This is a genomic window from Pseudophaeobacter sp. A-200-2 (genome assembly GCF_041008815.1).
GTDB classification, from domain to species: domain Bacteria; phylum Pseudomonadota; class Alphaproteobacteria; order Rhodobacterales; family Rhodobacteraceae; genus Phycobacter; species Phycobacter gallaeciensis_A.
Genome location: NZ_JAXGFU010000001.1, coordinates 479,021 through 494,032, shown reverse-complemented (window position 1 = coordinate 494,032; position 15,012 = coordinate 479,021). Strand labels below are relative to the sequence as shown.

At 63.9% G+C, this 15,012-nt stretch carries 11 protein-coding genes; 6 read left to right on the top strand and 5 right to left on the bottom strand.

The window, feature by feature from the left end:
• The first annotated feature begins 32 nt into the window (after positions 1 to 32).
• The gene (locus tag SM766_RS02245; protein ID WP_368946749.1) at positions 33 to 785 is read left to right on the top strand and encodes a WecB/TagA/CpsF family glycosyltransferase; all 753 of its coding nucleotides are present in this window, start codon (positions 33 to 35) and stop codon (positions 783 to 785) included.
• Here the strand turns inward: SM766_RS02245 and SM766_RS02240 are convergent.
• Positions 782 to 1,849, bottom strand: coding sequence for a glycosyltransferase family 2 protein (locus SM766_RS02240; RefSeq protein WP_368946748.1), 1,068 nt, complete (start codon positions 1,847 to 1,849; stop codon positions 782 to 784). The genes SM766_RS02245 and SM766_RS02240 overlap by 4 nt on opposite strands.
• A gap of 182 nt (positions 1,850 to 2,031) precedes the next feature.
• Here SM766_RS02240 and SM766_RS02235 point away from each other — a divergent pair, with 182 nt between their 5' ends.
• The gene (locus SM766_RS02235) at positions 2,032 to 3,000 is read left to right on the top strand and encodes a glucokinase (protein WP_368946747.1); all 969 of its coding nucleotides are present in this window, start codon (positions 2,032 to 2,034) and stop codon (positions 2,998 to 3,000) included.
• Between the two features lie 54 nt (positions 3,001 to 3,054).
• On the opposite strand, the gene SM766_RS02230 is transcribed toward SM766_RS02235, so the two are convergent.
• The 3 genes from SM766_RS02230 to SM766_RS02220 all read right to left on the bottom strand — a co-directional run bounded on the left by SM766_RS02230 (position 3,055) and on the right by SM766_RS02220 (position 9,742).
• A complete protein-coding gene (locus SM766_RS02230; RefSeq protein ID WP_368946746.1) occupies positions 3,055 to 6,537 on the bottom strand; it encodes a translocation/assembly module TamB domain-containing protein in 3,483 nt (1,160 codons plus the stop codon).
• Positions 6,534 to 8,345: an autotransporter assembly complex protein TamA gene (locus SM766_RS02225; RefSeq protein ID WP_368946745.1), complete on the bottom strand. Its 1,812-nt coding sequence runs from the start codon at positions 8,343 to 8,345 to the stop codon at positions 6,534 to 6,536. Before SM766_RS02225 ends, SM766_RS02230 begins: the two co-directional genes overlap by 4 nt.
• A 167-nt stretch (positions 8,346 to 8,512) precedes the next feature.
• Entirely contained in the window at positions 8,513 to 9,742 is a 1,230-nt protein-coding gene (locus tag SM766_RS02220; protein WP_274833802.1) for a urate hydroxylase PuuD, read from the bottom strand.
• 139 nt (positions 9,743 to 9,881) lie between these two features.
• Between SM766_RS02220 and SM766_RS02215 the strand changes: the two genes are divergently transcribed.
• The gene (locus SM766_RS02215; protein ID WP_368946744.1) at positions 9,882 to 10,817 is read left to right on the top strand and encodes a LysR family transcriptional regulator; all 936 of its coding nucleotides are present in this window, start codon (positions 9,882 to 9,884) and stop codon (positions 10,815 to 10,817) included.
• A gap of 12 nt (positions 10,818 to 10,829) precedes the next feature.
• On the opposite strand, the gene uraH is transcribed toward SM766_RS02215, so the two are convergent.
• A complete protein-coding gene (gene uraH / locus SM766_RS02210; RefSeq protein ID WP_368946743.1) occupies positions 10,830 to 11,186 on the bottom strand; it encodes a hydroxyisourate hydrolase in 357 nt (118 codons plus the stop codon).
• Between the two features lie 182 nt (positions 11,187 to 11,368).
• On the opposite strand from uraH, the gene puuE reads away from it, so the two are divergent.
• From puuE to SM766_RS02195, 3 genes are all read left to right on the top strand, one after another.
• Complete coding sequence (gene puuE, locus SM766_RS02205; protein WP_368946742.1) at positions 11,369 to 12,784, top strand: allantoinase PuuE; 1,416 nt, start codon at positions 11,369 to 11,371, stop codon at positions 12,782 to 12,784.
• On the top strand, positions 12,781 to 13,269 hold the full coding sequence (locus SM766_RS02200) for an ureidoglycolate lyase (RefSeq protein ID WP_368946741.1): 489 nt from the start codon (positions 12,781 to 12,783) through the stop codon (positions 13,267 to 13,269). The genes puuE and SM766_RS02200 overlap by 4 nt, the downstream gene beginning before the upstream one ends.
• Before the next feature lie 87 nt (positions 13,270 to 13,356).
• Complete coding sequence (locus SM766_RS02195; RefSeq protein WP_274833812.1) at positions 13,357 to 14,784, top strand: uracil-xanthine permease family protein; 1,428 nt, start codon at positions 13,357 to 13,359, stop codon at positions 14,782 to 14,784.
• Positions 14,785 to 15,012 lie beyond the last annotated feature (228 nt).

Genomic DNA, 15,012 nt, shown 5'->3' with positions numbered 1-15,012 from the left:
GCAGGGTTTGCAGACAGGGGTGAGGCGGACTGGTGTATTTCGAGTTTCAAGGCACACGGATTGAGGTCAACATCGCGGACCGGCCCCGGCTGGAGAGTGAGGTCCTGTTGCGGTTTGCAAGCGGTGAAGGCTTTGCTCTTGCTACGGTCAATCTGGATCATCTCGTCAAACTGGAAACAAGTGCCGATTTCCTTGCCGCCTATGCGGCGCAGGATCTGGTTGTTGCCGATGGGCGCCCGGTGGTCTGGCTGTCACAGCTGGCGGGCAGACCGGTTGAACTGATGCCGGGATCGGACATGGTGCTACCCCTGTGCAGGCTGGCCGCAAAGGCTGGGGTGCCGGTGGCGCTGGTCGGCAGCACTGCCGAGGCGCTTTCGGATGCCTCCGCCGCGCTGACGGCCAAGGTGCCGGGACTTGATCTGGCATGGTGCCATGCGCCCTCTGGCGTGTTCGACCCCGCAGGCCTCGAGGCGGCAGAGATCCTGCATAACTTGGATCAAAAGGGAATTCGCCTGTGTTTCCTTGCGCTTGGTGCGCCAAAGCAGGAGCTGCTGGCGGCGCGCGGGCGCGAACTAGCCCCGGGCGTCGGGTTTGCTTCGGTCGGTGCGGGTTTGGATTTTCTCGGTGGGCACCAGCAGCGGGCGCCGCTCTGGATGCGCAAACTGGCACTTGAATGGCTTTGGCGGGCGCTCAGCAGTCCGGGTCGGATGGTGCCCCGTTATCTGAAATGCTTTGCCATTCTGCCACGTCAAATTAAGCGCGCCCTGCGCATCAGGCGCAGCTAGTCGCCCTCAGCTGAGGCCCGGATATGCTGACTGTAGTCCTCTGACGCCATCAGAAACCCCTTGTCCTGCAGGGTGGCTATTTCGGGTGCCTGCAGCGCCGCCTCGGACCACAGCGAAAGATCGGGGTTGCTGGACAGAACCGACAGGCGCAATTGGTCCTCACCATGCGCGATGGCCGCCTCGGCAACGGATTTGCGGTCGCGGGCCAGGCTGTCGTTGGCGAATTTATAGTGCCTAAGCAGCCCCGTCATCGGCGCCAGTGTCACCCCGGTGGCGGCATGGGGATGCACGCCTGCCTCAACCCCGGGACCGACAAAGACCAACGGGTGTTTCGTCAGGCAGCAATGCTCTGAAAACACCTTGGCGCGCACGCCGCCAAACAGCACTTGCAGTGGCTGCGAACCACCCATGGCGATCCGGTTCTGGTTCAGAAAATAGGAAAGCCCAGTGTCCGGCGCGTCATAGTCATGGGCGGTAATCGCGCTGAGGTCGCACCAGCTGAACTGGCACAGCACCTCGGGGTAGGTCATGTCCGCGACCTCGGCCAAAGGCGCTTTGGGGAACATTTCCAGCATCTGCGCCATCATGGCGGTATATCCGCGCGCGGACATGTAGCGCGTCAGCCCCTGAAGCCCGACCTCGGCGCACCCTTCGAAATCAAAGATCTCGTCCATATCCACGATCAGGCACCAGCGGTTGTGCGCATAGCGCTGCGCGGCATAGCTGCGGAACATGTTCTCGAACTGGCCCCAGGGCAGGCGCGATTGCAGGATGGCGGTGCCCGGTCTTTCGCGGATCCGCGCAATCGTGTCATCCTCCGAGCCGTTGTCGAAGAACACGAAATGGCGGATGCCAAGGCTGCTGTAGTGATCGAAAAACGCGTCGAGGTAATAACTCCCGTCACGCACAAGGGCGATCAGGGTGACCTCACCCGGGGCTGCAAAGACGCCGCGCGGCCCGTGCAAGTGACGCAGCGAGGACAGGAACCGCATCCGTTGATAGGTTCGGCCGAGCCGTTTGCGCAGCCGTACAGAGACGGAGCTTGGTTCGGCACTGTCCTTCATTTGCATCTGCTTCCTTCAGCTTAGGTGCGGCCAACCTACGGCGAGGGCCGTATCTGCGGCAAGATGTGTTTGCCGATCCTGGCACGGGCAATGGTTGCGCCAACATTTGCATTTTGCTATTCGATGCGGCAGCTTAAAATAACAGCACCCGACAACCGGGGCGCCCGAGGAGGCTGACAGGAATGGCATCGGATCTGACCGTATTGGTGGGGGATGTTGGGGGCAGTAATACGCGGCTGGCTCTTGCGGGGCCGGAAATCGGCGTGACAGGGCTCAAACATTTCCCGAACGACAGCTATTCCAGCCTGGATGAGGTTCTGGCCGCCTATTGCGCGCAGCCGGATTTGCCGCCCTTGCAGGGCTGCTGCCTTGCTGTGGCAGGGCCGGTCTACGGTGGGACCTATCGGCTGACCAATCGTGACTGGCACGGTACTGCGGCAGGACTTGCTGAAAGACTACCGCTGGAAACCGGTGGCCGGGTCGATGTGGTCAATGACCTTGCTGCCCTTGGGCACGCGCTGCCGGTGCTGATCCCCGGACAGCTGTCCTCGCTGCGCGCCGGGCGCCAGCAGGGAGAGCAGGCACTGGTGGCCGGTGTCGGCACCGGCTTCAATGTCTCGCTTTCGGCCGGGGGGAACACGATCGAGGCAGAACTGGGTCACGCCAGCCTGCCGGATCCGCTGGCGCAGGAGTTGGCACGTCTTCTGGGGCGTAGCCCGGAGGAATTTCCCAGCGTGGAAGAGCTGTTTTCCGGTCGCGGACTCGTGCGGCTGCACCGCGCCCTTGGCGGCGATCCCTCCGAAGGCGGGGCAGAGATCGTTGCCGCCTTTCAGGACGGGTCGGAACATGTTGCGCAGCGCAGCGTACCCGCCTGGGCGCGGCTGTTGGGGTTGTTAGCCCGCGAACTGGTGCCTGCCTATATGCCGGGCCAGGGGATCTTCTTTGCCGGTAGCGTCGCCCGCGGGGTGCTTGGCACCGGTGCGCGCGGTGATTTTCTGGCGGCCTTTGCCGAACCGGGGGGCAAACTTGCCGCGCAATGCGCCACCACGCCCCTGTGGCTGATCACCGATGATGCTGCTGGCGTCAGCGGCACCGCCCGCTATGCCATCGAAGCAGCGCAGCGCCGGGGTGCCGCACCCGTTCGAGCGTAATCGGTCGGCTACCAACGCGGAGGGGAGAGTGTTGCCGGGCGCGGCGCCTGCCTGTCAGTAATCACGTTTGAAAAACAGGCCCAGACCGGATTCGCCTTCACTGTCGACCTTGCCGCTCACCGTCAGGCTTTTGGACAGGTCAAGATTGATGCTCAGCTCGCTATCGCCGCGGGTGTTCACATCCACATCGGTATAGACGTTTTCGGAGATATAACCGCCCAGACCCAGTCGCCCGGCGCCAAGGCTGTCCAGGCCGACTTCGGCATCGTCGGCGCCGGTGCTTTGGCGCAGAGTGTCCTGAGTTTGCCCGCCCCGACCGCTCAGCTGCAGGGCCGAGGCCGCCAGCCGGGCCAGTGCCAGCGGCGACAGATCCTTGATGTTATCCCCAAAGAGCAGCAACGCCAGGGCTTCTTCGCTGGGGCGGGGCGGCTCGGAGGTGACCTTGATTTCCGGTGCATCGATCAGGCCCGAAATCTCAAGCGTTGCACTGCCCTGTTCCGTCTGCGCCGAGGAGCGGAATTCAAGATAAGGAACCAGGTTGCCCAGCAGGGTGATTTGCCCTTCGTCCAGATCCAGACGCCGCCCCAGAATGTCGAAGGTGCCGCGGATCAGGCCGATTTGCCCGGCGGGTGAGATCCGCGCTGTGCTGCCCCGCAGGTGAATGCGTCCGCCCAGTTCGGCGCGCAGGCCGCGCCCACGGGCAAAGATCTTGCCCGGAGCATCGATCACCACGTCCAGCGCCATGTTCGAACGGCCCGCGCTGCCACCCGTGCTTTTCGCCTGCGTGATCAGCCCGGCGCGGGCGCGGGTGGCATTCACGGCGCCAGAGGCCCCGATATGAGAGATCGGCGGGATCGGCGCCGCAGTGACCGAACCGCCAGTGGCGTTGAGGTTGATATTGGTTTCACCCACGTCGATGCGCCCGGACAGGCGGCTGTTGCCGGTGAGCGCGCCGGTTAGGGCCAGCCGCCCGTTCAACTGGCTGTCATAGCTCAGATGATCGCTCATCAGCAGATCGAGGATCTCAATGCTAAGGTCTGCATTGAACGGCGCCGCCAGAGCCACCGGCCCGGAGACGCGCAGGCTGCCGCTGTCGCCGGGGCTGGCGGAAAGTTGTAGCAAGGCGCGCGCCTGCTGCAGGGTCACGGTGGCGTTGATATCATCGACGCGCTGTCCCGCCGATGGCAGGGCCAGCGTTGCCCCGGATGTGGTGATCGTGCCCGTAATGCTTTCCAGTGCGGGCGGGCCTTTCATGGCCAGATCGAAGCGGGCCGCGCCCTTGGCAAGATTGGGCTTGATGAAGGGGTTCGCCCCTTCCAGACGCAGCTGACCGGTGGCGGCGATATCGGCCGCGCCGCTGGCCTCGCTAAAGGTGCCGGAGAGATCGGCGCGGGCCTCTGCAGGGGCTGTGGCACTGGCATTGATGCTCCAGACCCCGTCTTTGCGCTGCGCCTCGCCCTTGGCGGCCAGGACGCCCGGCAATTCCGGCACGAACCGCTGCAATTCGTTGAGCGCCGCATCAAATGTCAGATCGGCGCTGCCATCCAGCTGCACGGACCCTTCCAGATCCGCACGCGAGGAATGCGGTCCCTTGAGCCGTGCCTGGCCCGACAGGATGTCGCCATCACGGGTCAGGTCCGCCGCAAGTTCCAGCGTTCCGGGCACCTCTGGCACCAGCTGTTCCAGCTCCAGCAGGCGGGCGGTGAGGGAGAGCCGTCCGGCGGCGCTGTCCAGGCTGCCCCTGGCAGTGGCAGACAGGGCGCGGCTATCTAGGTTGAAATCGTCGATCCGCAACCCGTCTGCGCCGCGCGCGGCTACAAGTTTCAGCGTGGTAGGACCGGTCATCAGCGCATCCAGCTGGGCGATATCCGCGCTCAGGTCCTGCGCCTGCAGGTTCAGATCCACGTCAAAGGCGCCGGAAAGAGGCGTGAACTGCCCGGTGAACAATGCCTGCACCGCGCCGCCCAGCGGGCGGCCCGCCAGCGCAGAGAACCGTGATAGGTCGCCAGCACCTGCACTGAGGTCCGCCGCCACCCGGAGACCGCTATCGAGGCCGGAAAACGTGGCGTCGCCTGCGGCGCGGTAGTCGGAGCCGCTCAGCGTCAGGCCGGTCAGCGACAGCGCATCCGGCCCGTCGGTGGTGAGGGTGGTGACAAGCTCCAGTTCGCTGCCGGTTGCCTGTGCCAGCGCCGGATCGCGCGGCGCGAAATCGCGCAGGGCCAGACGTAGATCTCCGACAAGACCTGCCGGGCCGGTGTCATCTGCTGCGCTCTTGAGGGTGCCGGAGCCGTCAAGGCGCAGTTCCCCAAGGCGCATCTGCGGATGGCTGAGCTGGTTCACCGTTCCGGCGACGCTCCAGGCGCCATCGGTGGTCTTGCGCGCGGTGAGATCTGCCCCGGCAAGGGTCGTTGCCGCGCCGGGGACGGGCAGGACGACGGCGGCTTCTCCTGACGGGGGCTGGATTTGGACCTTCAGGTTGGCGGTATCAAGGTTGCCGGTGGCGCCGGTGGCAAGCGCGCCGGTCACGCGCAGGGCGCGGGTGCTGAGCGCGAGCGTATCAAGCGCGACACCGCCTTCTGCCACGGTCTGGCCACGGGTCACCAGTCGCAGGCCCGGGCCAAAGAAGGGGCGGTAGTCGGGCAAGAGAAGCGGGTCGATATCGCCGCCCAGATCAGCCGAGAAGGCGATCCCGCTGGGGCTTTCATCCGGTTCGCTCTCGGCATCCTGCAGCGCAGCCAGAACGACCTGACCCGAAAGGCGTTCCTGTCCGTTGCTGCTGAGCGCGATATCCGCTTTGAAATCAGTGACCGGGCCACTGCCCTTTGCGGTGAGGCCAAGGGTCGGGCGACCGGGAAGGGCCAGGACGGTGGAGAGCAAACCGCCTGCGGCCTCGGTCAGGGACAGGTCCAGATCAATTTGGCGGGTCTGATCGGAATAGCCCGCCACCAGCGACAGCCGGTCGCCGGGCTTGTCCAGCCGCGCCGTTTCCAGCCGGGTCTGCAGCGCGCCATCGGCCAGGCTCAGTGCCCCCGTGACGGAGAGGCTGGCGGATTGGCCCAGCAGGTCTTCGCCCAGATCCACGCGGCCTGCGCGGATCTCGCCCAGTTCAATCGCGACGGGCAATTCGGGCAGGCGGAGTGGGGTGGCTTCCGGGGTGGGCAGCTCCGGGTCTGCGGGCACCGGTGTCGGGCTGCGAACCACGGTGATGCTCTCGGCGCTGAGGCTGTTGACCGAAAACCGCCCCTGCAGAAGGGCCAGCCGGTTCCAGTCTAGTTTTGCCTCTTCGATGGTGAGCCAGACGCCATCATCATCCGCGACGGTTAGCCGTTCGATCGTGGCTTGTGAGGACAGGGCACCAGTGAGGCCGGTCACGGTGATATAGCGACTGTCGGCAGACAGGGTGTCTTCGAGGAACCCCACCAGCATGCCGCCGCTGTCGCTTTCTGTTTCCTGAGCGTCGGAGGGGCCGACAGCAGCGGTGAGCGACAGGGCCGCAGCCAGGCAGCTGCCGCGCGTGAGGGTGCGGGTACTGGTCAAAACGCCTGTCCTATGCCGATGTAGAGTTGTGGCCCGTCGTCGCTGCCGCCGGTCACGGGATAGGCGAGGTCAACCCGGATCGAGCCGATGCCCGACACGTTGTAGCGCAGGCCCAGCCCGGCGCCCGAGTGGCTGGCCGAGTCCGACGACACGAAGCTATCCGCATCGACGTAGGCGTGGTCGTAAAATCCGACGAGTGAGATTTTCTCTGTGATGCGGCCGCGCAGTTCCGCGGACAGGGCCAGATAGCCCCGGCCGCCTGCGGTCTTTCCTGCGACGGGCACGCCAAGGGATTGATATTCATGCCCGCGCACCGACCCGCCGCCGCCGGAGAAGAACAGCAGCGTCGGAGAGACCCCACTGTGCGAAGGACCAATGACCGACCCGAGCTGCGCCCGCCCGGCCAGCACGATCCGGTCATCGGCGCCAAACCCATGATAGGTTCGGGCATCCAGCGTGAGCTGGGCGCCGGGATCGCTGCCATCGACACCAAAGAAAGGCGTAAAGCGGCCACTCAGGAAGCGGCCCCGGGTGGGATCCACCGTGCTGTCGCGTCCGTCATATTCGGCGCGCAGGCTGGCGAAAGCATATTTGAAACGCCGTTTGCCAAAGGCGTCCGTGGCGAGGATGGAATCGAACCCGACAGTGCCTTCGGCGAAGAGCGTGTCGGAAAACACCCGCCGAACCCCGATGCCGCCCATGCCATGGGTGGCGGTGAAATGCTCCTGATCCAGACGCTCGGCTTCGGCCAGGTAGAAAATATTGTCATCGGGGCCGAGCGTGGCAGGCCTGTCCAGACGCACAGCGATGCGCCCGTCGATATCGCTGCTGCCGCCGATGCCGCTGACGCGGGCCTCGAAGCGTAGTTTTTCGGCAGCGCCGAACAGGTTGCGGTGCATCCAGCTGGTGGTGAGCGTCACCCCCTCGGTGGTGCTCAGCTCGGCGCCGAAGGTCAGCCTGCGGGGCGGCATGTCTTCCAGCGTTACGTTCAGATCAAGCGTGCCATCGGTGTTGGCGCGCTCGGCCTCTTGCAGCGAGACCGAGGAGAAGGCCCCGGTGCGGCGAAGGCGCGTCGCGGATTTCGACATCAGATCGGGGTGATAGACTTCGCCTTGCGGGAAACCTGCGATCTTGCGGATGGCGTCTTCGCGGACGGCGCTGGGGCTGAGAATCGTGGTCTTGCCGAACCGCAGCTGCGGACCGGGCTGCAGCCGCAGCCGCGCGTTCAGCGTGGCGCTGCGATGATCTGCGGTGATGTCCTGCCCGCCAAGGGCGACCTTGGCATGCCCCTGCCGCCGCCAGGCGCGGATCCCGGCATTGGCTGCATCGCGGATGGCACCGGTGCTGGCGGGGGCGCCGCTGGTGAACTCGTCCGGCAGCTTCATATCGCTGGTCTTGGGCCAGGGACGAACCTCGGCCGCACCAAAGGTGAATCTGCGCCCCGGTTTGACCGAAATCTCGATCCGGTCGATGCGGCTGGGCGGCGTCACAGGATCAATCGCCGCTGCCTCGCGTCCATCAAGGCGAATATTCACCACCGGCGCGAAATAGCCCGCATCATACAGAACCTGCACCATGGTGCGGTAATCCGACAGCGCTGCCGCCAGAAGATCCTGAACGTCGCTCTGATCTCTTGTGGCCAGAACCGCAGAGGCGCCTTGCAGACGCGCGGTCAGATCATCCGGCGCACCGGGAGCCACCAGCAGGGTTTCGGCGGCCTCAGCAGGAGCGGACAGCAGGCAGCCGCAGACCAGCAGGCCCGACGCCAAACGCCGCAAGGCAAAGCGTGATTTCGGTTTTGAGTACATCAAGGCTCCGGGCAGCGGCAGGGGGCGGGCGTGCCCCCCTGTCGGCGGAAAACCTAGCACAGCAACAGCCGAGGTAAAGCCGGGATAGGTATCATCGCATGAGCGGATCGGGCAGGTGGCGGATTGGTGCGCACATAGACATGCCGCTCGCCATCAGAAGGCGCGGATCACATCTGCGCGGCGCGGAACCAGCGGCGGATCGCAGCGCGGTCTTCGGGTTCCATATAGGTGATATTGGCCGGGGGCATGGCGTGGGTGACGCCTGCCTGCAGGTAGATTTCGCGGGCGCGGCGGGCCACGTCGCGCTCGGTTTCCAGAACCACGCCCTTGGGCGCTGTGCGGATGCCGTCCCAGAAAGGTTCGCGCGCGTGGCACATGCTACAGCGGCCCATGACGATCTCATGCACCTCTTCGAACCCTGCGGCCTCTGCCATCACCAGGGCGGTGCCTTGGAGAGCCGCCTCTTCCTCAGTATCGCCTTCGTGCTCCAGCCCGGCAGTGGACAGGATGATCACCCCGAGGAACAGCAGGAACGTGGCCAGCCAGGTCCAGGTCGGGTTGCCTGCATTGGCGTGGCGGGTGTTGAAATAATGCCGGATCGTCACCCCCATCAAGAATACCAGCGCCGCGATCAGCCAGTTGTATTCACTGGCAAAGGCCAGCGGATAGTGGTTCGACAGCATCAGGAAGATGACTGGCAGGGTCAGGTAGTTGTTATGGGTCGAGCGCAGCTTGGCGATCTTGCCGTATTTGGCATCGGGGGTGCGCCCTTCCTGCAGGTCCTTCACCACGATGCGCTGGTTCGGCATGATGATGAAAAAGACATTCGCGGTCATGATGGTGGCGGTAAAGGCGCCCAGATGCAGCATCATGGCGCGGCCGGTGAAGACCTGATTGAGTCCCCAACCCATGGCCACCAGCAGTACGAACAGCAGTACCATCAGCAGGGTAGGGCGCTCGGCCAGACCGGATTTGCACAGGCGGTCGTAGACGAGCCAGCCAATCGACAAGGTGGCGGCAGAGATCGCGATGCCCTGCCACAGGGACAGATCCGCCTTGGACTGGTCGATAAGGTAAAGCTCACCCCCGGCCCAGTAGACTACCATCAGCAGCGCAAAGCCGGAGAGCCAGGTCGAATAGCTTTCCCATTTGAACCAGATCAGATGCTCCGGCATCTCGGCCGGGGCCACCAGGTATTTGCGGATATGGTAGAAGCCGCCGCCATGGACCTGCCATTCTTCGCCATGGGCGCCGGGGGGCAGATCCGCCGCCTTGCGCAGGCCCAGGTCCAGCGCGATGAAATAGAAGGACGAGCCGATCCAGGCGATCGCGGTGATCACATGCAGCCAGCGGATGGCAAAGCCCAGCCAATCCCACATCATCACGAGTTCATACATGCGCAAACGCCCCTATTGTCTTTGCTTTCTGGTCTCAGTCCGGTCTCTGGCCCTTACCCTAGGCAAGGGGGACATTCTTCGGTATTGCAGATAAAATCCAAGCTGTATCAAAAATTCTGGAATAATATCGGCCCCGTCCATGTCTTACCTCGACAATATCCGCACCTTTGTGCGTGTCTATGAACTTGGCTCCATGTCGGCGGCAGGGCGGGATCTGCGGATCTCTCCGGCTGTAACTTCGGCACGGATTTCCCAGCTTGAGGATTATCTGGGCGTTCGTCTGTTCCAGCGCACCACTCGCAACCTGACCGCGACCGAGCAGGGACAGGTGTTCTATAGCGGCGCGGTCACGGTGCTGGACGCGGTGGATCAGGCCGAGGCCAAGGTGATGCACCTGACCGATGCGCCGCGCGGCACGCTGTTCGTCGCGGCGCCGCTGGGGGTGGGGCGGCGACTGGTTGCGCCTGCGGTGCCGGAATTCCTGGGTAGCTATCCTGAAATCAACCTGCGCCTGCGACTATCGGACCGGGCGGTGGATCTGACCACCGAAGGGCTGGATTTGGCGTTTTTTCTGGGGCAACCCGAAGACAGCACCCTGCGGATCCGCAAGATCGCCGATTGCCGCCGGGTTCTGGTTGCGGCGCCGGAGTATATTGCTCGCTGTGGCATGCCAAAGGACGGGGCGGCACTGATCCGAGAGGGGCACAATTGTCTCAACCTGCGCTATCCCGGCGCCAGTGAGTTTCAGTGGATGCTGCAAACCCCGGAGGGGCCGCAGCGTTTTGCCGTCTCCGGGCGCTATGAATGCGATGATGGCGATGTGCTGACCGACTGGGCTCTGGCTGGTGAGGGGATCGCCCTCAAACCCGTGTTCGAGGTGGCGCCGCATCTGGAGGCCGCGCGGCTGGTGCCGGTTGCCACCGCGACGCCGCCGGTGCCGGTGCAGATGGCCTGTCTCTACACCCACCGGCGCCATCAGGATCCGAAAACCCGGCTGTTCATGGATTTCATGACCGAGCGGATGGCGCGGGCGATGCGCCAGACCGAAACGGGCGCCGAGGATCCCGGCGCCTGACCGATGCGGCGTTCAGCTGCCACGGTAGGTGGAATAGCCATAGGGCGATAGCAGCAGCGGCACGTGGTAATGGAGCTCTGGATCGCTGATGCCAAACCGGATCGGCACGACGTCGAGGAACAGTGGCTCCTCTGCGGTCTGACCGGTGGCGCGCAGATAGCCGCCTGCGTCGAACTCCAACTCGTATGTGCCGGTCGCAAACTCCCCCTGTGGCAGGATCGGACTGTCGGTGCGGCCATCTGCGTTGGTCTGCATCTGCGCCAGCTCGGTTCGGGTGCCACCTTCGACACGATAAAGCGTGATCGACAGCCCCTCGGCCGGGCAGCCGCGGGCGGTATCCAGAACATGGGTGGTAAGGTATCCGGTCATTGGCAGTTCCTTCGCTATGTCTGTTCTTCCTGCACCAAGCGCGAGAGTTGAGCAAATGGCGCCGGATTGACAGTGTTTTCGGGAAATTTTGATAAAAGGGCCAGGTCCTCTGCCATTATAGAGGTTATGCTTGCGGTTGCCTGCCAAAGTGGCGGGCGACATCAACAAAGAGACAGCAGACCATGAACAGATATCCGCGCAATATGATCGGCTATGGCGCCACCCCTCCGGATGCAGCCTGGCCGGGCGGTGCGAAGGTCGCGGTTCAATTCGTGCTGAACTATGAAGAAGGCGGCGAGAATTGCGTGCTGCACGGGGATGCTGCGTCCGAGGCCTTTCTGTCGGATATCGCCGGGGCCGCGCCCTGGCCGGGGCAGCGGCACTGGAACATGGAGTCGATCTACGAATACGGCGCCCGCGCCGGGTTCTGGCGGCTGCACCGGATGTTCACCGGGGCGAATATCCCGGTCACCATCTATGGCGTCGCCTCTGCGCTGGCGCGCTCCCCTGAGCAGGTGGCCGCGATGAAGTCCGCCGGGTGGGAGATCGCCAGCCATGGGCTGAAATGGGTCGAGCACAAGGACATGCCCGAGGCGGAGGAACGCGCCGCGATCGCTGAGGCGGTGCGCCTTCATACCGAGGTGGTCGGAACCCGCCCGCGCGGCTGGTACACCGGGCGCTGCAGCGCCAATACCGTGCGGCTGGTCGCCGAAGAAGGCGGGTTCGACTATATCTCGGATACCTATGACGACGATCTGCCCTATTGGCTCGAGGTGGGCGATCGGGACCAGCTGATCATTCCCTATACGCTGGAAGCCAACGACATGCGCTTTGCCACCGCACCGGGCTACATCACGGGCGAGCAGTTCTTTCAGTATCTGAAGGACGCCTTTGACGTGCTCTATGCCGAAGGAGAGGCCGGAGTGCCCAAGATGATGTCGGTGGGTCTGCATTGCCGTCTGATCGGCAGACCGGGCAAGGCCGCAGGGCTGAAGCGGTTCCTTGATTATATCCAAGGGTTTGAGGGCGTCTGGTGTCCGCGCCGGGCCGATATCGCCGATCACTGGGCAGAGACCCACCCGCACAAGCGCTACATGCGTCCGAGCCAGATGGAGCGGGAAAGCTTTGTCGCGGCCTATGGCGGCATCTTCGAACATTCTCCCTGGATCGCCGAACGCGCCTTTGATCTGGAGCTGGGACCGGCGCATGACACGGCACTGGGGCTGCACAATGCGCTGTGCCGGATGTTCCGCTCCGCCAGCGAGGCTGAGCGTTTGGGCGTGTTGACCGCCCACCCGGATCTGGCCGGAAAGCTGGCCGCCGCGAAACGCCTGACCGCAGAAAGCACTTCAGAACAGGCCAGCGCCGGGCTGGACGCGTTGACTGACGCTGAGCGGGAGAGCTTCACGCAGCTCAACACTGCTTATGTGGAAAAACACGGTTTCCCTTTCATCATCGCCGTGCGCGATCACGACAAGGCATCAATCCTGGCGGCCTTTGAACGGCGGATCGAAAACGACCGGGATACCGAATTTGCCGAGGCCTGCCGTCAGGTTGAACGGATTGCCGAATTTCGCCTGAAGGATCTCCTGCCATGAGTGAGATCATCGAGATCACGCCGATCAGCGCCGAGGCCTTTGCACCGTTCGGGGATCTGATCGACATTTCCGGCGCGCCCGACAAGATCATCAATCAGGGCCTCTGCGGGCGTTATCACGACCGGGCAAAGATGGATTTTGCGGACGGGCGCGCGGGCCTCAGCCTGTTCAACGCCGAGCCGCGCAGCCTGCCGATGCGGCTGGAAATGGTGGAGCGCCACCCGGAGGGAAGCCAGGCCTTTATCCCCATGGGGGGGCAGGGTTTCCTTGTGGTTGTTGCCCAAGATTTGGGCGATGCGCCGGGCAGGCCGCTGGCTTTTGAGACAGAGCCGGGTCAGGCCATCAATTTCCACCGTGGCACCTGGCACGGCGTGTTGACGCCGCTATGCGAACCCGGCCTCTTTGCCGTGGTGGACCGGATCGGTCCCGGCGCAAATCTGCAGGAACACTGGTTCGATACCGCATATGAGGTGAGGCGCCCCTGACGGGCGCCTCGTCTGTTTTCAAGCCCACCCGATAAGAGGTGGCACCGATAACAACACCAACAGATCCAACAGAAGAGGGAAATGAAAATGGCAGATGGTTCCATCGGAACGGCAGCAGAGCTGCGCGATCCGAATTACACGCCGCCGCTGACCCAGGCGATACCGCTGGGGATCCAGCATGTGCTTGCGATGTTCGTGTCCAATGTGACGCCTGCGATCATCGTCGCCGGGGCGGCGGGGTTCGGGTTTGGTTCGAACTCGCCCGACTTTCCCGAGCTGTTGTACATGATCCAGATGTCGATGCTGTTTGCCGGGGTGGCGACGCTGCTGCAGACGATCACCCTCGGCCCGGTTGGCGCCGCGCTTCCGATCGTGCAGGGCACCAGTTTTGCCTTTCTGCCGATCATGATCCCGCTGGTCGCGGGCAAGGGCGTCGATGCGCTGGGCGCGCTTTATGGCGGTGTCCTGATCGGCGGCCTGTTTCATGCGTTGCTCGGGACGGTGATCGGCAAGATCCGTTTTGCCCTGCCGCCGCTGGTGACCGGGCTGGTGGTGACGATGATCGGCCTGGCGCTGGTCAAGGTCGGCATCCAGTACGCGGCAGGCGGCGTGCCTGCCATTGGTAAGCCGGAATACGGCTCGCTCTTGAACTGGTCGGCCGCGTTGATCGTGATCTTTGCCACCTTGGGACTGAAATTCTTTGCCCGTGGCATGCTGTCGGTTTCGGCGGTGCTTCTGGGGCTGATCGTGGGCTATATCTACGCGCTGATGGTCGGCATGGTGAGCTTTGAGGCCATCGGAACCAGCTGGTCGCGCGCGTCGGCCTTTGCCTTGCCGGTGCCGTTCAAATACGGGTTCGAGTTCTCCTTTGCCGCGATCCTGGGTTTCTGCCTGATGGCCTTTGTCTCGGCTGTTGAGACCGTGGGTGATGTCAGCGGCATCACCCAGGGCGGCGCCGGGCGCGAGGCCACCGACAAAGAGATCGCCGGAGCGACCTATGCCGATGGTTTGGGCACGGCGGTTGCGGGGATCTTTGGCGGGCTGCCGAATACATCTTTCAGCCAGAACGTCGGCCTTATCGCCATGACCGGCGTGATGAGCCGCCATGTGGTGACCTGCGGCGCGATCTTTCTGATCATCTGCGGCCTGGTGCCCAAGGTCGGCGCCATTATCCGCACCATTCCGATCGAGGTGCTGGGTGGCGGCGTCATCGTCATGTTCGGCATGGTGGTCGCGGCAGGTATTTCGATGCTGTCCGATGTGGATTGGAACCGCCGCAACATGGTGATCTTTGCGATCTCCCTGTCGGTTGGGCTGGGGCTGCAGTTGGAACCCGGCGCGGTGCAGTATCTGCCCGATACGCTGCGGATCCTGATGACCAGCGGCCTACTGCCAGCGGCGGTAATCGCCATCGTGCTGAACCTGGTGCTGCCCATGGAACTGCCCGGCAGCGCCACCGAGGAGGTCTCGGGCGGCATGTCGGGGCATGGTCAGGGCAGCCTCGGGCACGACTGATCCAAGTCCCAAGGATTGGCGGGGGCTCTCCCGCCCGTCCTGCGATCATCCTGTGATGATCTGGTCCCGTTGGGCCGGGCGCCGCGCTGCCGCGCGGCGCTTTTCTTTTTGCTGAGAGGTGCCTGAAGGGCAGGTCTGCCTTCAGGTACCTGCGCCATTCTATCGGTCTGGTTTCGGCCTCAAGGGGAGCCCGCGCCAAGGCGCGGCAGCTGCGCTGCCCTTGACCCC